The organism is Paenibacillus wynnii, assembly GCF_030812855.1.
GTDB lineage: Bacteria > Bacillota > Bacilli > Paenibacillales > Paenibacillaceae > Paenibacillus_AQ > Paenibacillus_AQ wynnii_A.
The window spans coordinates 35198-54048 of record NZ_JAUSTK010000011.1; the positions used below are offsets into that span (position 1 = coordinate 35198).

At 41.9% G+C, this 18851-nt stretch carries 21 protein-coding genes and 2 pseudogenes; 11 read left to right on the top strand and 12 right to left on the bottom strand.

The annotated features are described in order from the left end of the window. Positions 1-24: 24 nt before the first annotated feature. Both J2T20_RS12755 and J2T20_RS12760 read left to right on the top strand, forming a co-directional pair. A complete protein-coding gene (locus J2T20_RS12755) occupies positions 25-906 on the top strand; it encodes a hypothetical protein (protein ID WP_307588854.1) in 882 nt (293 codons plus the stop codon). A 28-nt stretch (positions 907-934) separates the two neighbouring features. After that, complete coding sequence (locus tag J2T20_RS12760; protein WP_307588856.1) at positions 935-1411, top strand: flavodoxin domain-containing protein; 477 nt, start codon at positions 935-937, stop codon at positions 1409-1411. A 108-nt stretch (positions 1412-1519) separates the two neighbouring features. Here J2T20_RS12760 and J2T20_RS12765 read toward each other — a convergent pair whose 3' ends face one another. Continuing rightward, positions 1520-1996 carry a DUF2975 domain-containing protein gene (locus J2T20_RS12765; protein WP_307588858.1) on the bottom strand — a complete coding sequence of 159 codons (477 nt, stop codon included), beginning with the start codon at positions 1994-1996 and terminating at the stop codon, positions 1520-1522. An 88-nt stretch (positions 1997-2084) separates the two neighbouring features. Between J2T20_RS12765 and J2T20_RS12770 the strand changes: the two genes are divergently transcribed. Together J2T20_RS12770 and J2T20_RS12775 are read left to right on the top strand one after the other, a co-directional pair. Continuing rightward, entirely contained in the window at positions 2085-2435 is a 351-nt protein-coding gene (locus tag J2T20_RS12770) for an iron chaperone (RefSeq protein ID WP_307588859.1), read from the top strand. 144 nt (positions 2436-2579) lie between these two features. After that, entirely contained in the window at positions 2580-2900 is a 321-nt protein-coding gene (locus J2T20_RS12775; protein ID WP_307588861.1) for an iron-sulfur cluster biosynthesis family protein, read from the top strand. A gap of 3 nt (positions 2901-2903) precedes the next feature. On the opposite strand, the gene J2T20_RS12780 is transcribed toward J2T20_RS12775, so the two are convergent. The 4 genes from J2T20_RS12780 to J2T20_RS12795 form a co-directional block, all read right to left on the bottom strand. Continuing rightward, positions 2904-4154 (bottom strand): MFS transporter, encoded by a 1251-nt coding sequence (locus J2T20_RS12780; RefSeq protein ID WP_307588863.1) that lies wholly within the window; start codon positions 4152-4154, stop codon positions 2904-2906. A 70-nt stretch (positions 4155-4224) separates the two neighbouring features. Further along, positions 4225-5370, bottom strand: coding sequence for a winged helix-turn-helix domain-containing protein (locus tag J2T20_RS12785; RefSeq protein WP_307588865.1), 1146 nt, complete (start codon positions 5368-5370; stop codon positions 4225-4227). Positions 5371-5404: 34 nt separating this feature from the next. Continuing rightward, positions 5405-5956 carry a GNAT family N-acetyltransferase gene (locus tag J2T20_RS12790; protein ID WP_307588867.1) on the bottom strand — a complete coding sequence of 184 codons (552 nt, stop codon included), beginning with the start codon at positions 5954-5956 and terminating at the stop codon, positions 5405-5407. A gap of 79 nt (positions 5957-6035) precedes the next feature. After that, the gene (locus tag J2T20_RS12795) at positions 6036-7274 is read right to left on the bottom strand and encodes an MDR family MFS transporter (RefSeq protein ID WP_307588868.1); all 1239 of its coding nucleotides are present in this window, start codon (positions 7272-7274) and stop codon (positions 6036-6038) included. A gap of 142 nt (positions 7275-7416) precedes the next feature. Here J2T20_RS12795 and J2T20_RS12800 point away from each other — a divergent pair, with 142 nt between their 5' ends. The 3 genes and pseudogenes from J2T20_RS12800 to J2T20_RS12810 all read left to right on the top strand — a co-directional run bounded on the left by J2T20_RS12800 (position 7417) and on the right by J2T20_RS12810 (position 8851). After that, positions 7417-7782 (top strand): hypothetical protein, encoded by a 366-nt coding sequence (locus J2T20_RS12800; RefSeq protein ID WP_307588869.1) that lies wholly within the window; start codon positions 7417-7419, stop codon positions 7780-7782. 93 nt (positions 7783-7875) lie between these two features. Beyond that, a pseudogene (locus J2T20_RS12805) lies at positions 7876-8330 on the top strand (aldo/keto reductase); the annotation flags it as partial. Positions 8331-8563: 233 nt separating this feature from the next. Next, positions 8564-8851 carry a flavodoxin domain-containing protein gene (locus J2T20_RS12810; protein WP_307588871.1) on the top strand — a complete coding sequence of 96 codons (288 nt, stop codon included), beginning with the start codon at positions 8564-8566 and terminating at the stop codon, positions 8849-8851. 182 nt (positions 8852-9033) lie between these two features. Here J2T20_RS12810 and J2T20_RS12815 read toward each other — a convergent pair whose 3' ends face one another. The 5 genes from J2T20_RS12815 to J2T20_RS12835 all read right to left on the bottom strand — a co-directional run bounded on the left by J2T20_RS12815 (position 9034) and on the right by J2T20_RS12835 (position 14591). After that, on the bottom strand, positions 9034-10125 hold the full coding sequence (locus J2T20_RS12815) for a GerAB/ArcD/ProY family transporter (RefSeq protein ID WP_307588873.1): 1092 nt from the start codon (positions 10123-10125) through the stop codon (positions 9034-9036). An 18-nt stretch (positions 10126-10143) separates the two neighbouring features. Beyond that, on the bottom strand, positions 10144-10362 hold the full coding sequence (locus J2T20_RS12820; RefSeq protein WP_307588875.1) for a hypothetical protein: 219 nt from the start codon (positions 10360-10362) through the stop codon (positions 10144-10146). Continuing rightward, positions 10359-11546, bottom strand: coding sequence for a Ger(x)C family spore germination protein (locus J2T20_RS12825; protein ID WP_307588877.1), 1188 nt, complete (start codon positions 11544-11546; stop codon positions 10359-10361). Before J2T20_RS12825 ends, J2T20_RS12820 begins: the two co-directional genes overlap by 4 nt. 40 nt (positions 11547-11586) lie before the next feature. Further along, complete coding sequence (locus J2T20_RS12830; RefSeq protein ID WP_307588879.1) at positions 11587-13074, bottom strand: spore germination protein; 1488 nt, start codon at positions 13072-13074, stop codon at positions 11587-11589. Between the two features lie 272 nt (positions 13075-13346). Then, complete coding sequence (locus J2T20_RS12835; RefSeq protein ID WP_307588880.1) at positions 13347-14591, bottom strand: MDR family MFS transporter; 1245 nt, start codon at positions 14589-14591, stop codon at positions 13347-13349. A 430-nt stretch (positions 14592-15021) separates the two neighbouring features. On the opposite strand from J2T20_RS12835, the pseudogene J2T20_RS12840 reads away from it, so the two are divergent. Beyond that, positions 15022-15879 (top strand): annotated as a pseudogene (locus J2T20_RS12840) (aldo/keto reductase). A gap of 820 nt (positions 15880-16699) precedes the next feature. Here J2T20_RS12840 and J2T20_RS12845 read toward each other — a convergent pair. Further along, on the bottom strand, positions 16700-16867 hold the full coding sequence (locus J2T20_RS12845; protein ID WP_307588881.1) for a hypothetical protein: 168 nt from the start codon (positions 16865-16867) through the stop codon (positions 16700-16702). Positions 16868-17089: 222 nt separating this feature from the next. Then, positions 17090-17539, bottom strand: a complete 450-nt coding sequence (locus tag J2T20_RS12850; protein ID WP_307588882.1) for an Hsp20/alpha crystallin family protein — start codon at positions 17537-17539, stop codon at positions 17090-17092. Positions 17540-17651: 112 nt separating this feature from the next. Here J2T20_RS12850 and J2T20_RS12855 point away from each other — a divergent pair, with 112 nt between their 5' ends. The 3 genes from J2T20_RS12855 to gerPC are packed head-to-tail and all read left to right on the top strand — an operon-like array spanning position 17652 to position 18757. After that, positions 17652-17879, top strand: coding sequence for a spore germination protein (locus tag J2T20_RS12855; RefSeq protein ID WP_307588884.1), 228 nt, complete (start codon positions 17652-17654; stop codon positions 17877-17879). A 5-nt stretch (positions 17880-17884) separates the two neighbouring features. After that, the gene (locus J2T20_RS25770; RefSeq protein ID WP_373457791.1) at positions 17885-18112 is read left to right on the top strand and encodes a spore germination protein GerPB; all 228 of its coding nucleotides are present in this window, start codon (positions 17885-17887) and stop codon (positions 18110-18112) included. A 48-nt stretch (positions 18113-18160) separates the two neighbouring features. Next, positions 18161-18757 carry a spore germination protein GerPC gene (gerPC, locus tag J2T20_RS12860; protein WP_307588886.1) on the top strand — a complete coding sequence of 199 codons (597 nt, stop codon included), beginning with the start codon at positions 18161-18163 and terminating at the stop codon, positions 18755-18757. Positions 18758-18851: the final 94 nt, after the last annotated feature.

Consider the following 18851-nt stretch of genomic DNA (forward strand, 5'->3'; position numbering starts at 1 on the left):
TAATTTGCCGATGGGGGGAGCATTTTGATTAAGAATATTAGGGCAGTGGGTGTGCTAAGTCTGATCATTATTGTGTTATCGGTTGCTGCAGCGGGTTTCGGTTTGTTCTCAAGTGGGGGGACAGGTGAGTATTCATTTACGTCCATTCGGGGTGAAACGGTACAGATTTACGGGAAAGGACTCTATTCACATGAATCCGTTTCCATGGCGGCCCAGGCTAGAGCACAAGATGGTGTCACATTGTTCCTGGGGATACCATTACTGATCCTCTCCTTAATAATGACGGTAAAAGGGTTGATTAAAGGCCGCCTGATGTTAACCGGGACGCTGGGATTTTTTTTGTATACCTATGCTTCTTACTCTTTTCTGGCCATGTATAACTCCATGTTTCTCGTGTATGTCGCTTTGTTTTCAACTAGCCTCTTCGCCTTTATTTTATCGATAACTTCCTTTGATAAGTCAACTCTGCATAATTATTTTAATGATAAATTACCGGCGAAATCGATTGGAGCTTTTCTATGGTTCATTGGTTTTGTTATAGCGATGATGTGGCTGGGCAAGATTGTGAATCCTTTAATAGAGGGGTCTACTCCAGATATACTGCAACATTACACAACTTTAACGATTCAAGCGATGGATCTTGCAATTATAGTTCCGCTAGCAGTTATTACCGGTTATATGGTGATCCGTAGACAAGCCTTCGGTTATTTATTGGCATCTGTTGTAATCATTAAAGGAGTTAGCTTGTTGACTTCGATTAGTGCGATGCTGGGTGCTATGATTTATGCGGGCGTTGATGTGTCACCTGTGGAGGCTATCATTTTTCCGGTTTTTAATGCTGGGATCATAGTATGTTTTATTATTTTACTGAAGAACGTCAGGGAAACAGGTACCACAACAATATAATACAGATTACGAAAAGGAGAGGTTCATAATGAAGACGATTATCGTATATACCTCGAAGTACGGATGCACGGAAAAGGCAGCTGATGTATTGAAGTCCCGTATGGGTGGAGAGGTTGAGGTTATCAATTTGCGGCGTACACAAGAGCCATCGCTTCGGGAATATGACACAGTTATACTGGGTGGATCGATTTATTATGGGAAAATACAAAAGGAAATGACTGCTTTTGTGAATAAAGTAATGCCTCAGCTCGCCAGTAAAAGAGTGGGACTCTTTATTTGTGCAGGTAACAAGGATCAAGCCGCACAGGAACTGCAAACGGCATTCCCGGAAGTGCTTCTGCAAGCAGCTGTAGCTACGGAAGTGTTTGGAGACGAAATTTATTACAGCAAATTGTCTCTTATAGATAAATTTATTCTGCGGATGGTAAAGGGGAAAGAGCAAAAGTCTGGTTCGGGACTCTCCCTCGAAACAATCGAAAAGTTCGCTCAATCGATGACACACTAATTAAATTTCATTATATGAAAAATTCACAATAGAAAACCAAAAATATTGTATTAAAGTGAAATTTTCAAGGGCCTTTTGCCTTTCCATATTTTATAATGTTAATTTACCTCAGACCGTTAAGTCATTTTCTGATTTTATATCTATGGTATTTTTTAATAGCTTTTGCAGAACAGAAGCAAAAACTGCAATCACAATTGAAGTAAAAGTAATGACCAAACCGAGTGCTGCGAGACCTGGGGCGTCGTCTTCCTGTGCCACAAGAAATAAGAATGGCATGAATGTCGCAAACAAAATACTGATTGTGAATGCACAGTATTTTATATTCTTTAAAGGTCTTACAGATAATTCTGAGAAAGCTTTGTTCTTATCAATATAGCTTAAAAGTCTTAAAGCCTGATACAAGGCAACGAAATACGATATCGCCGTTGCATACAAACCGATTATAACGGGATATATCCAGTAAGCCGGGTAATGTTCTGCTGCTTCATTTGCTATCCCAGGCAACCCAAATATACACATAGCAAGAATCGGAATTCCAATAAGAAAAACAGATACCTTTAAAAAGAGTGTTTTTCCTCGTTCCATAAAATGCACCTCACATAGTTATTTTCAATTTGAACTTAACACAAAGTTTATCGTTTTACAATATATTTTAATTGTTATAAAATATATTATGATTGTTATTGATTACCCGCAACATCGGGCCCGAACAGAAGATGTTTTGGTTTGGATAACTAAGAAATTTCCAAATTTAATGCCAAAAATTGCGTGGAATCAGCCTATGTTTACCGATCACGACACATTTATTATTGGCTTTAGCGTAGCCAAACAGCATTTAGCTGTTGCCTCAGAAAGGGTAGGGATTAATCATTTTTCTGATGAAATTGTGCAGGCTGGATATGATCACACCAAGCTGTTAATACGTATCCAGTGGGATAGTCCGGTTGATTTCTCATTACTTGAGAAATTGATCGAGTTTAATATTTGGGATAAGGCAGACTGTTCAACTTTTTGGCGGCCGTGAAAATAGGATAGCCCTTAGAGGATAATATCTGTCAAAATAGAAGTGACTGCCGTCACAGGAGTCCTGCGGATATTAGAATTATAATCTGTGGTAATGTCCTCGAACATAACTCGAACTTACTTAAATTTAAGGAGAGAACATTCCATGATTATAAAATTAAACGACCTGACCACAAAACGATTAGAAGAGAGCCTTGTAGATCAACAGGGTTGCTTTAAGATCTTTTATGATACAGAGGGATGTGGCTGTAATGGAGTGATTGTCATCTTAATCGTGAGTGAGCCACTTCATACGGACATTGAAATTCAAAAAGAACCGTTCGTGTTCTTGTGTGACCGTCAGCAAGAGTCTTTGTTTGATGAAGTCATGCGTCTGGAAGCGGACGAGAGCTATCCTTCATACAAGTTAACTAGCGATTCCAGTCTATTCAGTAACAATATTAGAATAAAAGATACTCGTCTGTAGAGCTTATAAAAGTTCTCTCTTTTTTAGAGTTCTCTGCACCCGTAAACGATATATTCCAGCCATCAGTGACGTCAAACATCCTACAATTAAGAATACTCCTCCGGCTCTAATCCACTCTGCTGCAAAAGCACCCAAAATAGGTGCAATTAACATAGAGCCGGTTTGCAGCGCATTGGAGAGAGCACTGACAGGAACAATCGTTTGATCTGTAGTTTCCTTCTGCAGCAGATATCCAAAGGGAACCAAGGAAAAGGCTCCACAGGCGCCCAGAAGAATGCAAATCATCACCCAGAACCCTAATTCATTCGGAAACCATCCTAAGGCTCCGACTCCTACGGCACCAACCAAAACCCCGGTAACCATTCCTGCCAATGTCATGCTGGATAAAGGATGCTGCTGCCATCCGTTCCATTGTCCTGCTGCAAGCGCACCAAGCACACTGCCGATTCCAACGGACCCGATAATCAGGCCGAATTGGCTTTCATCCATTCCAGCCTCTTTTGCGACCATAACGAATAAACCATCATACACAAAGATTAGGAAGAAGAGGAGCGCCGAATATATTATTCCTGCTTTCAATTCAGGGTGTAGAGTAACATGTTGCCAAGCTTCATGGATAACAGATTTAGATTTGCCCTCATTTTTTGTTTCACTAGGAACTGACCATTCTCGCAGCCCGAAAAGGACCAATGCAGATATAGCATAACAGCAGGCCCCAATTAAAAAGGGTGAACGGTCTCCCCATAGTGCGAGCAGTCCTCCGCCGGCCATTGGCCCAACAATTTTCATAAGATTAACGGACAATTGGCTTAAAGAAGAGGATTGTGCCCATTGATCGGGTTCAGTCAGGTTTTTCACAGCATGTTGTCTAATCGGATCAAAAACCGAACTAACACTCATTTTGAGGAAGACAAAAAGAAGAAGGATAGCGAGCGAATCGGACCAAATCAGCCCCAGGAGAAGGAATGCTCTTAGGATGTCACACAGTATAAGTAATCTGCGTCCCGAAAATTGACTGCAACGTGCGCTTAGAAGCGGACCCACAATAACCCAAGGAAGCCCCATAGAGACAGACAGCGCTGCTAAGGCAAGGGAACCTTGTCCCCAACCATATACGAGTAAAGTACCTAACGCTACGAAGTCTAGCCAATTGGCTAAATCCGATAACAGTTGACCTATAAATAATCTTCGAAATTGCGGGCGCTGCAACGGTGACCAAAAAGCTTGTTTCTTATTTTTTATTACAGATTCCATATATACCTTTACCTCCAACATTCATTTCCTTAAAAGTAAAGGTTCTATGTCAGAGGAATATCAGAGGGAATCATAAATATTCCCGTAAATAGGAATGAAGTAACTGATCCATTCGATCCTTCACTTCAGCAATTCCAACGTGAACCAATAAGCGACCCCATTCTTTGTCGTACGTTTCGTAAAGTTCCTTCCATCCGAACGTTTTGGAGAAATACAGGATAGTTTGCAACCCCCTGAGCAAATGGGTAGTGAAATGAGTTTCTTTTATAATTGAAATTCCTTCATTCATTAGATGGGTGGCTTCCTTATGATTTGATCGGTATAAAGCTAGGCCTTTGAAAATAAGGAGTTGTCCTTTTTCCCGCAGATAGGGATACTTGTTCCATTGTTCTTCCGCCCACACAATATCTTTCTCAAGAGCAGACCAATTCTGTGTATGGAGATCATATTCCAGCTTCATATTATTCACGTAAGGGATTAATCCGTCCCATCCCTGGCGTTCGACTTCAGCAGCTAGGGCATCCAGCTTTAACTTAGCTCCCTTAAGGTCCCCCCAGTCCATTAGTATGGAAGGATAGATTATAACCTCAATCTCATGATGTAAGAGGGGTGAAAGAACTTTACCTCGAAGAGCGGCTTCTAGATATTTTCGATTTCCACTAGGGTCGATCATTTGGTATAGAACCAGCAAAGTGAAGAGACGTTCCTCTATAGGCAATTTCCCTTCCTCTAAGAGAACTTCGACACCACCCTGCATTAGATCGACGATGACCTGAAGAGGACTTTCCAGTTCAAATCCAAAAATTTCTTTATTCTGAGCTAAAGCAAATAGAGCATCTCCGCGGCCATACCTGAGATACATGTCTGAGATATCCCGCATATCTTCTTTATATGTAGGATTGTGAAGCAGTGGATTCTCCTGATGCTGTGATTTCAATAGTTGTAATCGGTACCCTAAGCCCCGCAACGTTTCAATATTGATCATTGGATGCCAGGCCCGCAGTTTTTTACGCAATCGATAGATATGATCATCCACGGTTCGATCTGTAGGTTCCTCTAATGTCCATACCGCATTTAGAAGCTGTTCCCTTGATAAGGTTTGACCGTTATTTAGATACAAGTACTCCAACAACGCGAACTCCTTGGGCAAAAACAAGAGGGTGCTGTTATTCCATGTTACCGATAAAGCACTAGGATCCATCTGAAAGGGGTTCATGCAGATTTGTTCTCCTTACCGATTTAAGATGATTTTATGATTTGTGGAGAAATCTCCCCATAACTATAGTGTTGTAGTATAAACCGTCAGAAAGAATCTTATCTTTCTTTAGTATTCCCTCTACCTCAAAACCAAGCTTTGTATAGAGTTTAATAGCTTTTTCGTTTGTTTCTAGCACATTCAAAGTGATTTTTGTAATACCATTGGTGTCTGCCCAAGAGACGGATTCCATAAGAAGATTTTTACCCATATGAAAGCCCCAAAACTCCTTTAGTACGCAGATTCCGAACTCTACTTTATGAGAACTTCTAAGTAAATGATTTCCTTCACATCTAGAAAATCCAACAATCCGATCATAAACAACTGCTACTAGAAATAAGTTCCTTTTATTTTCAGTATCTGATTGGATCAATTGTTCGAAACCAGAGGCATCAATAAACCCTTCGCCTTTCTCTCTGTCTAAATTTTCGGTCTCCCCATCAATCTGTAGTCTTAGTTCAGACAAAGCTAATGCATCTTTATCGACTGCAGATCTGACCGTATATGTTAATCCATTCACATTGAAATCTTGTTTGTTTATTATCATAATTTATTCCCTTCAAATAAAGTTTACATAATATTAGTTATGTAAACCAACTAGATTTCTATTTTATCTTATAGAATAATCACGCACTGAAATCAGCATCCTTTAGGGTAATCTTCTCTCTAAGGGTTAGTCTTCTATGAGCAGTAATTAGGAAAGGCAGACCCAAAGCTGCTGATAAAGCCAGAGGTAAAAAGACAGCTGGACCGTTGTGAGCACCAAATTGATCCAACAACAGGCCACCCACTATAGGTGCCATAACATTTCCGAAATTGTTGAAACCGATTGTTCCGTAATAAGTGCCTTTCCATTCCGGCTTGGCAATCCGGTCGATCAGCATATCCATCATGGTAAAGAGCAGAACTTCACCTACAGTAAATAAAACAACACTAAACATTAGAAGAGCAATACTCCCGGCAAAACCGAATAGTAAAAGACTCACCGCTACACAGAAATTCCCTAGAATTAAAGGAATAAGCGGTGGAAATTTACTTGCGGTGCGAACAATTGGATATTGTACTACTAATACGGTTACAGCATTAAGAGAAAGCATATAAGAGAATAACTGTTTACCGTTCGAAAAGTGAGGATTCATGGCTAAGTATTGTGCCAAGGTGGAACTGAAGTGACCATAACCTAGAACACAAAAGGTTGTACCGATTAGTACAGGTAAAAACACACGATCCCGCCCAGCGGTGGAGAGGGCTTCACTTAACTTAGGTGCTTGGGCTGCGGAACGGGCTGGAAGACTGGAACCATGCACCTTAAACTGTAAAAACAGGACAAGACCATAGGCGATATAGACGATACCAGCAATGAAAAAAGGGAAGGTTGACTTTGCTGAACCGAGTTGCAATCCAATGATTGGACCAAAGACAACACCCAGGTTTATCGCAGCGTATCTTAGGTTAAATACCAGTAGTCTTTGATCCTTAGGCGTAATATCTGATAATAATGCCCTTGAAGTGGGTTCGAATACGGCGCGGCATAACCCGTTTAGTGTATTTACGAGGAAGAATACCCATAGATGCTGGGCTGCAGAGAAACCGAAAAATACAAATGCCCATCCAAAAACAGAGATCAGCATTACGATTTTGCGTCCAAACACATCAGAGATATAACCTCCATAGAAACTGACCATCACCCCCGCCAGCGAACTTACCGCTACGGTAAATCCGGTTTGCGTAGGTGAAGCTCCAAGGACCTGGGTTAAATAGATGGCTAGAAATGGAATACTCATGGAGGTAACGAGGCGACCGAACATTGTACCGATAATAATTGTCCATGCTAGAGGATGGATATGTCTAAAATGTTGATTCATTCTTCAGAGTACCTCCTAATCTTATAAAGCCCATAACAAATAATATACAGCTTTCAATCCTATACTGCATAGCATAAAATGTAAATCAGGCAGATCGATATGGTATGTCTTGGCAATTAAATTTTCCCAGGAGGGCTTACTAATGATGCGGATTCCAGTTAGCTACAAAATGTTCACCATCAGCTTATTGTCACTATGTATACTAGTTATACTGGGGAATTATAGGTGGGAGCGTATGGAGACCATTGGTGATTTCAATTATAAATATGACAGATGGGCAAAGCAGTCGTGGGTAGAGTTTTATTTCCCCCTAGCTGCTATTTCCAATGGAATGGAGAGACAAGCTATGACTGGAGAATTGGTTAATAAATGGATCGAACGAACTAGATTATCGGATTTGCACAAAGGATTATTGAGTCTAAATTTAATATTAACCATATTAAGTCTCAAGAATGTTATATTTCAACCAGCAGTCAAAAAACCAAAGAAGGATGAGTTTACAGCATGAAAATTACTAAATGCCGCTACCGCTTAGAGGGCAGCGAAGTTTCCTTTTTTTCCAGAGGGGAGACACATCAAAGTGCTAAAGGAGGCAGCTGCTATGGAAAAGCGCAAATACGTCAATACGGACATGGATGTCAACATCCTCGGATTTGGTGGTACTGAAATCGGCAGCTCGGATGAGCGGACGGTGGATCGTCTGCTAAAAGGGCTCTGGACTCTGGACTAAACCTAATCGACACGGCTGAGTTTTATGGTAACAGCGAGGAACTGATTGGGAAGATCTTGGGAGGACGCCGCAATGATTATTATCTCTTCACCAAATGCGGGCATTCTGCGGGCTTGGAATATCCCGATTGGGATCTTTTGTAGCTGGAAAAAAGCATTGATCGCAGCCTAAAGCGCTTAAATACAGAATACGTAGATATGATTCATCTGCACAGCTGCAGAGAAGAGGTATTGCGTGAGGGGGGAGTTATTGAAGTGCTCCAACGCGCGAAGGAAGCTGGCAAAACCCGGTATATCGGCTACAGCGGTGATAGAAACGATGCTTTATCAATAAAGCCGAGAACACCCCTACCTCTATAGGTTGGGGAAGAATCGGCGGTTTTAGCATTGAATCGAACATATGTGCTATTATATTCCTATAACCCCTATGAAAGGAGGTTTGTGGCCATGCTGGCATCGGATGAAGTTTCTGCTTCACACAACCGTAAACATAAAGCCTATAAGTATTGAATCTATCCGACAAAGGAACAACAGCAACTCATCCATCAGATGTTTGGTTGTTGCCGTTTCGTCTTCAATTATCACATCTGGCCGGTAAAAGAGTGGGGCTGTTTATTTGTGCCGGATCGAAGGAGCAGGCGCCTGAGGAGCTTCGAACGGCTTTCCCTGAGGATCTGCGGAATGCAGCGGTTGCATCGGAGGTTTTTGGAGATGAAATTTATTACGATAAGCTATCCCTGATGGATAAATTTATTATGCGAATGGTCAAAGGAAAAGAAAAATCCAGCTCGGGCCTATCCTTGGAAACGATCGAGAAGTTTGCCCATTTTATGACAAAGGGTTCATAAAACTTATTTCATCATATGAAAAATTCATAATAGTAGACCATAAAAACATCTACCTCACCTAGCAACTATTCCTAATCAATCAACCACGAACTCCCCAATTCCATAAACATGTATAAAGAGGCAGGGAGTTAGCATGATTAATGCAGCTATACAAGCCTCTTTTTTGCTTATCAGCACAAATATTATCTCTTCGAGGTTCTGATACCACGCAAACGAGCAATAATAAGTATCAGTACAGGAATAAGGACCATCACCAGTGGTATTTCGAATGGAGCGACATACCTTAAATGTTCCCCCAATTTAGAAAAGTTGGGAATATCCCATAAACTGAATACGATCACTAGAATTCCAAGCGGGAAGACAGAGGGGCGGTAATCGGATAAACGAAGCGTTTGCGCGAAAGAAATGGAGGCTACATACAAAAACAAGCTAATTTTGATGAAGTTTCCGACAATCCACATCGCGAGCAACAACGACTCTAGATTTTCAAAAATACCGGCGAGGCTTATATAACGGAATACGACAAGGATTGGATATGTTTTGTTTGCTGTATCTGATCCAAGCAATAATAATGTTATCAAATTCATATAAATAATACTCAACACTATTGCACCTAATGTCAGGAACCCCCACTTTCTACCCTTTTTAGGATCAGTCAAATGGGGTAAGAGGAAAGAAATAAAAAATAATTCACTGACCCAGCTCTGAGGTAAAGCTGAAGCTTTGAGCACGGGGATAATTCCATGGCTAAGAATAGGGAAGATGTTTCGTACGTCGAAAGAGGGAAAGAGAAGCAAAAGAAACAATAAAGAAAACATTAATATAGGTGTAAAAATAACGGCACATCTAGCCAGAGTCTCTATTCCACCCCGAACAGCTATTGAGGACAGTAAGACTATTATGAAAATGATGAGTAGTGGTGGTGTTTTGAACAGGTATTGTCCTGATACGAATTCAGTATACATGCGGACAATCATTCCTGTGACATGTATATAAAATATAAAGAATAGGATTCCAATGATTTTTCCAGGCAGCACTCCAATTACGCGCTCACTTTGCTGAATAATAGACTCCTTTGGAAAGAGATCATGAAGCCTTGTCGCAACGTATATGGTAAGCAATCCGAAGAAAGACGAGAGGATACCCGTCATCCAAAGGTCATTTTGGGCATATTGGGCCGCAAGGGACGGCATGGATAGAAAGCTTGTTGCCAAGACGGTTGGATATAACAGCAACGACATTTGAACGGCTGATATTTTTCCTTTATCTAACATGCTTATCACCTCGACATATTATTCTACCCATCCTCTAAAGGGCTTGAAAATGGTTTTGAGGACTAATACAGGGCCTGGTGTATTCGGCAGATCCAGCAAAGACAGCAGCCACCCGATAAGAAGAAGAGTTATGAACGCCACCTTATCCCTTTTTGACTTTGCTCTTATTTGCGGCCAGTCTAACCACAGAATCAGCAGTATCGCAATAGTCACGACGCTAAAAACAGCCATCCTCATTTTTGCTGCACCTCTCCTATTGGTATTCCACCGGGTGAGTTAATCAGTCCAGGACGCAGAATGGATGCGGTAACATCAATCGTTACTTTGACCTGAGGATAAAGGACATCCCAGCGATCTTTGTTTTTCTCCCATTGTTTCGGATATTTCCGATGAAAGGCATTGGCAAAGCCTAATATGTCTGTCTTTTTTTGTTTTTGGACCTCTTGAATTGCTAGCTTAATTCGAGTATTAATATCTTTTTCAAAAGCACTTTCCATCTTCTTTAATAGCTTCGGATTCATAGGATTTAGGTCGGTGCCGTTCTGAATAATGTCACCAGTAGCTCTCACCTGGATTTCCATCATCCATTTATCACCACGAATTTTTGGGAGGAGCTTAACTTTGGCATTGACCGGCTTAATGGACACAAAATCATCTTTCCCGTTCATTTCAAACGTAACCGTGTAATCATCGATTTTATTTATAATCCACATCACGCCGCGAGTTGTTTTTTCTGAAATTTGTCCGACCATTTTGTCCTTTTTAAAAAGGGCGGTGCCCATGATATACGGGATCGTTTGAAACGGTTCGGCGTATTCGGCTTTTGGAAGTATATAAACAAGCGGAAGTGCAGCAGCTTCAGCGTCTCCTTTCAACATAATGCTAAACTGCTCAAGTGTTACATTGATGCCAATTTTCAATTCGGTCAATTTTCTTAGCACCTCAGATGAGCTTCGTTCGATAGGTGGGAACATTTCAAGCGTCTTTGCCGCTTTTTCTTTACTGACAAAAACAAAGGCTCTTTCTCTAGGTTGAGGGTGACGCATCAAAAAATCGAATTCATCTTTAATACCTGCTTTTGCGACGTCTTCGCTGAATATAAAAATTTTACACTGACCCCAGAACATTTTTCGAGGTATGATTCGTTGAAGTTTAGACAGGGAATCAGAAATATTGATTCCCACTCCACTTCTTATCGTTGTCTTATGTGGTGCCCCGCTGGTTGCTGCGCCAGACATACCTCCACCACCTTGATTTTGTGGAACGATGATTTGTACTGTAGTTATTATTTGGTTATCTTCCGCTTTATCGAAGGACATCGCCGTAACTATTGCCAGATCGTTGAGCTCAGTACGATCCCAACAGCCTTCGAGAAGCACCAATATGAACACCAAAACACATATCCTTAAGGCTATTTTCACGGGTTGAGCCCCCTTTTTCTGCCGACTCTTTTAATAAGGCTTACTCACTTCGTTTTGGCCTTGGTTTTCGCTTTGGTTGCCTATATTTGTTGAATTTCCCAGTAAGGTGAGGACGCGTATCCATCATCCACCAAGGAGCTCGGATCATAACATCTTTCAGTTCCCACAACCTTGTAGTTGTGAGGGAAGACAGATATGGAACTCCAAAAGATTTCAGGCTACACAAATGGAGAACAAGGGCGATAACCCCCATCATAATACCAAGTAATCCTAAAGAACCTGCGAGAAATATTAACGGGAAACGCAATAGTCGTATAGCAATACCGGCAATGTACCGTGGGATCATAAAGGAAGAAATCCCGGTGATGGCCACGACAATGACCATCGGTGCAGATACAAGGCCTGCTTGAACGGCTGCTTGTCCAATAACGAGCGCTCCGACAATACTAACGGCGGAGCCAATCTGCTTGGGTAACCTTACACCCGCTTCACGTAGTGCTTCGAAGGTGACCTCCATAATAAGAGCTTCAACTAATGCTGGGAAGGGCACCGCTTCCCGCGATGCAGCCATGCTGATAAGTAAGGAGCTGGGTACCATCTCTTGATGAAAGGACAGTGTTGCTACATACAACGAGGGAAGCATCAATGAAATCAATGTAAATAAATAACGAAGCCAACGCATAGCGGTGCTTACCCAAAACCGCTGATAGTAATCTTCAGGTGACTGCATTAAGGAGATTAAGGTTATGGGAGCGACTAATACAAATGGAGTTCCTTCCACCATTATTGCTACCCGACCTTCCAGTAAACTTGCACAGGTCACATCAGGGCGTTCGGTTGTAAGCAGTTGCGGAAAGGGTGATAAAGGCATATCCTCAATTAATTCTTCGATATATCCGCTTTCCAGAATACCGTCGATCTGAATACGCTCCAATCGTTTCTTCACTTCTTCTACCAATGTTATATCGACTAGCTTTTCAATGTATGCAATGACGACATTCGTTTGGGTGTAACCGCCGATTTTCATAGAATCCATTTTGAGTAGAGGGCTCTTCACGATGCGGCGGACAAGAGAGGTATTAATACGCAGTGTTTCGGTAAAACCTTCACGAGGCCCTCGAATGCCAGATTCAGCCACAGGCTCCTCAATAGAACGCATCTCCCATTTGTTCAGACCCAATGCAAGTCCCGTTGCTTCATGATCCTGCAGCAAAATCGGAAGACCATTCGATAAATACTCGACGCACTCTTCGAAGGTGGTAAAAGGCTTTGTTTGAGAAGCAGATATTTTTCGCTCCGCCAGCTCCCCTATTTCATATGGTTTTCCGTTTACCTCTTGCATAAGGGGGCAGATAACATTTTTTTCAATGCCAGCAGAGTCAGAAAGACCGTCAATATAAATCAAGATTGCCTTCGTGTGACCTTCGATAATGAAGGAGCGGTAGACAAGATCTGAGCAGTTGGCATAAATTAAGCGGATCTGATCCTCATTTTGCTGCAGGTCGGTATAAAGCTGGCTCACTTTCATTCGAATATTCCCTTCGACAATCTATTTATTGGTTTTAATATTTCCCAAAAAGCCCTTTTTTATATAAAAAATTCTCAAACCTGATATTTGATGCTGCGCAGGATCCGTTTAAAGGTCGGGTATTGTTGGGAGCGTATGGGAATATGAATATAATTAAGTTTACATAATTAATATTATGTAAACTTAATTATATATTTTTCCATTCATAAACAAAGAACCCAGCAAAAAACCTGAAAAAGGTTTTTTGCTGGGTTCTAATCAAAACGTAGCTATCAAAGTTGTACATTGTTGCTTTCACTCATTGTTATTAGCTTCTCCCTTACTGTAAGGCGTCTATGAGCAGTGATCAGGAAAGGAAGACCCAAAGCCGCTGTTATAGCCAGAGGTCCAAAGACGGCAGGGCCGTTATAAGCACCAAAGTAATCCAGCAGGAGCCCACCTTGAATGGGTGCAACTACGTTTCCTATATTATTAAACCCTATGGTTCCAAAATAAGTACCTTTCCACTCCGGCTTAGCGATTCGATCAATTAGCATATCCATCATAGTAAACAGTAAAACCTCACCTACAGTAAACAGAACAACACTGAACATAAGCAAAGCAACACTTTCAGACAGCCCAAACAGAAGCAAGCTAAGCGCTACACAGGCATTTCCTAGGATTAGAGGTACGAGCGGAGGGAATTTACTGGCTGTACGGACAATGGGGTATTGCACAACCAGAACGGTAACTGCATTTAGGGACAGCATATAAGAGAATAACTGCCTGCCATCGGAAAAATGAGAGTTCATCGCTAAATATTGTGCTAGCGTGGAGCTGAAATGTCCATAACCGAGCACGCAAAAGATGGTACCCAGCAGCACAGGTAAGAAAACACGATCTCGTCCAGTGGTTGCTAAAGCTTCAAGTAAGCGCGGGGCTTGGACCTTCGATGGTTCGGGCAGGCTAGTACTATGTAGGTTAAATTGTAAAAATAGAACAAGACCATAGGCGATATAGACGATTCCAGCAATGAGAAACGGGAAGGTTGATTTCGCTGAGCCCAGCTGTAAGCCAATAATAGGACCAAAGACAACACCCAGATTAATCGCAGCGTATCTTAAGTTGAACACAAGCAGTTTATGATCCTTAGGTGTAATATCTGACAATAAGGCCCGTGAAGTGGGTTCGAATACGGCACGGCATAACCCGTTAAGTGTATTCACCAGGAAGAAAACCCAGAGATGCTGGGCTGCGGAGAACCCAAAGAATACGGCAGCCCAGCCAAAAACAGAAACCAACATTACGATTTTGCGGCCAATGACATCCGAGATATAACCTCCGTAGAAGCTGATCAAGACACCAGCGAGTGAACTGACGGCGACGGTAAATCCTGTTTGAGTAGGAGAAACGCCCAGCACCTGAGTTAGATAGATGGATAGAAAGGGAATGCTCATTGAGGTGACGAGGCGCCCGAACATGGTTCCGATGATGATTGTCCATGCTAAAGGATGAATATGTCTTAAATGTTGATTCATAAATGAGAGAACCCCCTACTGTAAATACGTTCTTATGTATGAATATTTATACTCTATTCTATATAATTGTAATGTAAAAAGGGAGAAATAAAAGTGTAAGGAGTTTAGAATGCGTTTAGCCGAAGCCGTTCATACCCCTTTTATAATACATGAGCCTATACCTGTAACCATAAATAGACTAGCTTCTATCCTGTGCTATATGCCACGAAATGTAAAGTTTAATTTGGAAAAGCTTATTCATACAACAATCGATTTGGTGTGTCGTGGCAGTTAAACTTTCCGAATTAGCATTAAAATGAGTACAAACCCTCATGCCTTCATAAGTGTGCTTAGGGTTTTTAGAATAATTTGAGATACTCTGAAAGTTTCCTTTTTTCCCAGAGGGGTATAATCTATAAGATATCTCAAATTGCTAAGGGAGGCAGCTATTGTGGAAAAGCGCAAATATGGCAATACAGATATGGATGTTAGTATTCTGGGTTTTGGTGGGGCTGAAATTGGCAGCTCGGATGAGAAAACGGTAGATCTCTTGCTAGGACGGGCAGTAGATGCCGGACTTAACCTAATTGACACGGCTGAATGCTATGGCAATAGCGAGGAACTGATTGGGAAAGTGTTAGGTGGGCGCTGAAGCGATTATTATCTCTTCACCAAATGCGGACATTCCGCGGGATTCGATTATGCCGACTGGGATCTCTTGATGCTCGAAAAAAGTATTGATCGAAGTCTTAAGCGTCTAAATACGGATTACGTGGATATGATTCATTTGCACAGCTGCAGAGAAGAGGTTTTGCGTGAGGGCGGAGTGATTGAAGTTCTCCAGCGCGCAAAGCAGGCTGGCAAAACTAAATATATCGGTTACAGCGGGGATCGAAAAGATGCCTTATACGCTGTTCAGACTGGCTTATTCGACAGCTTGGAGATCTCGGTTAACATTGCCGATCAGGAAGCGATCGATTTAACGCTGGACGAGGCGATCAAACGGAATGTGGGCGTAACCGCTAAGCGACCAATCGCCAATGCAGCCTGGACTTATGAGAGTATGGATGAAACCGCCTATCCTTATATTTACTGGAACCGCTTGCGTGATTTAGGGTATGGCTTCTTGGCAGATCATCAAAAGGGAGTAGAGACCGCTTTACGGTTCACTCTCAGTACACCTGGTGTACACACAGCGATTGTTGGGACAAAAACAGCCGGGCAGGACTGGTCGGGCAGACCTAACCAGTATACGAACATCCAAAGGGATACATCGCTGACAAGCGAGCGTATCCCTTTTTTGTGCTAACGGTCGTTTCTTAGATTAAACGTGTAAGTAAGTAGGGGATGATGCTTAAATAACAACTTAGAAAGTTTTGCCACCAGAATAAAGGATCCTCTCCTCGACAATGAGGGCAACAACCTCCGAAGCTTGAATTCTAGTTTGATCGGAATGAAGCACCCCTATAGTCTGTAATCAGTTCGTAGCCTGGAATCTCCCGGACTTTCATGTCCGACCACTTTCCGCTTCAGGAACAGACACTGCACTTTAGTATCTCTTCTGAAAGATCCAACGCATTCTGGATGACGATCATAGACTCTTTACTGTAGGAGTTACAAGAAGGGCAGTCGTGTACCTTCATAATTTCTCACCTCTCATCAAGATCATCAATAGCTACACTCCTGGTGAAGTTCCAACTCAATTCAATACAGGTATCCTATGTAGGATATCAAAGTGTTCACCCATGGGGACATATTAGTTAGTTAAACAAAGGGCGGCCCGAGAGAAATGAATGGGGAGAGAATCGAAGCTTCTACGAGATAACCTATCAACAATAGTGCTGGATCTTTACTCAAATCGTGGTCTAGCGGACTCAGGTGACCCTATTTATGTGATAAACGCTCTTTTCTTAAGCATACGGACAGAGATGCAGCTATTTAGTCGAAATGAGGTCAATTAAGGCTTTGGATACACAAATAGTGCTATCTGTGTCCGTTAATAATCTAACCAGGACATTCAGACAACAATAAGGGCTGTGGAGTCCGTTTGAGTAAAATAATCATTTTATAAAAAAAGCGGCAGCCGTGGACTTGTTTCTCGTCCAAGACTGCCGCTTTTAATTGTGCATTTAGCCCGCTTGCTTGCCGTGGCATTTCTTGCATACATCAATTTTCTCCCCCGAAATTCCTTTTCCGGTAAACAAAAGCTTGATACGAGTGCTGCCACAAATCGGACAAGTGCCTCTGCTGCGAGATGGCATACGCCAGAGCGCTTTGCCACGTTTATTTTTAGACATGAATGGTCCCACCTTTTCTTAGCTTGTTTCTATATATCTATGCAGTAGTTCGGAGATTCTTTCATACTTTGTTCGCGAAGTTTAAAACCTGTTAATTATGCGAATAAGTTGAGTAAATCACGAAAATAAACAGCGTATAACATAAATTATACGCTGTTTCGCTTTTAAGGGGTTTTCAGTTGTCCACATGGTCAATGGGTGGTGAAAACAAAGAGGGGAAAACTATAAAAAACGGATATCTATGTCTTTAAAACGGCCGGAAAGCATTTTTGGCATTCTGAGCTGCAAAGAACCCTGCTTGAAGGTACCTTTGCTCTGATCCGGGTTAATTGGAACCGGGAGCTGAATGACTTCACCTTTGTCATTTCCTATTCCATTGATTTTTATCTGTGTCCTGTTTAGCTGCACCCATATATTTTCGGGATGGATCCGACTCGGAATTCGTATTTTTGTAATCAGGAAATTGTGGGTGTCGACATGTTCATAACGCAAACTGGATTCTTCGTTCGTCAAGGCCGAGGAGGTCGCCTCCCGGATTATTTTTTCCACATAGCTGTCGATTTGATGCGGGTCCAGCTTCAGCTGATCCTCAAGGCCCTTTATAGATAACTGCTTCTTAAAAAAAGGATCCTCACTCATCCAATCCATAGGGTTGGACTTATTTGATTTCATGAGTCTTACGCCTCCCATCTGTGTTTATCCATAGTATGGGCGGAGGAGTTTTTCAGTGACACTTGGGCGAATATCTACATAGAATGGCTTATCATCTTCAAAAGGGAGTGGAATGGTGGTATCCATCATTGGAAATATCAAAATTAACAGCGTAGGCCCCAGTTCCACTGTTCTGGTTGGAAATACAGCCTCCGTTATATTAAGCAGTAACTCTAAGTACTATGCCGGTACCAACTCTTTTTCCATAGGCGACTCTCTCGGTACCAATATTACCTATAATCAAGGCAGCATCGCGAATACGATGGATTCGGATGTGGTGGATCAGGTATCACCTACTTAAAGGGTGTGGTTGAATTGAATATTTCAGTCTATCAGTGCATTTCAGTACAAAATCTTAAAATAGGCAGCATTTCTAATTCGTCGGTTTTTCAGATGGGTACATCCGGCAAGATTAACGCCTTATCACACAACTATGAAAGTAATGACACACGATCACCTCCGGCCAGGTCTACGACAATAAAAGATGCACCTCTTGTACCCCTACCGGCACCCACTAAGCTATATCCACGTTGAATTAGGAGTGGGTCCCCCGCATACAATTAAGCTAGAGGGGGGAATTGTATGCACCCATTTTACGTACAGCAGTTATTTGATCTATTAAGTGTGCAATCCGAGAAACTTCAGCAGTTAGAAAAGATGGTTCGGGACCTGCAAAGCGAGGTAGACAGTCTGAAAAATAATAAAGCGGCGACTATCGGGCCAATTAATTACCATTTTGAGCAGTTGAAAATTGAGAAGCTGGAAGGCACTTTAAATATAGGAGTAACACCGAGTGAAGGGAACAAGCTGGAAGAGGTAATGGTTAACGGTCAATCCATTGGGTCGCAGGATGCAGATCGCACAGCTTTATATGAAAAAATCCGTCCGCAGGTTGTGGATTATTTGCAGCAAGAAGCCCCGGAGCGGATTTTACAATTGGCCATCGAGAGCAGACTAAGTATTAACGAGACATACATTCAAATGGTGATGCAGGATCTACAGCGTCAGATGGATGAACGGATTTTTGAATATCTCGGTCAGCTTCCCGTTGCACAGCAGAGGCTGGAAAACGACGAAGAGATTTGCGTTTCCATTTTTGAGCAAATTAAAGTTGATATTGATAAGACTATGAAACGGCATGTCGAATTGGAATATGAAGCGAAGGTGGAATCCAGATGAATCTGACTGTTGTTAATAAAAAACTGAATATGAGCGCAGTGAAAGTGATATCGATATCAGGATCGTCGGTCTTGTTAGTAGGAGATGCCCAAAA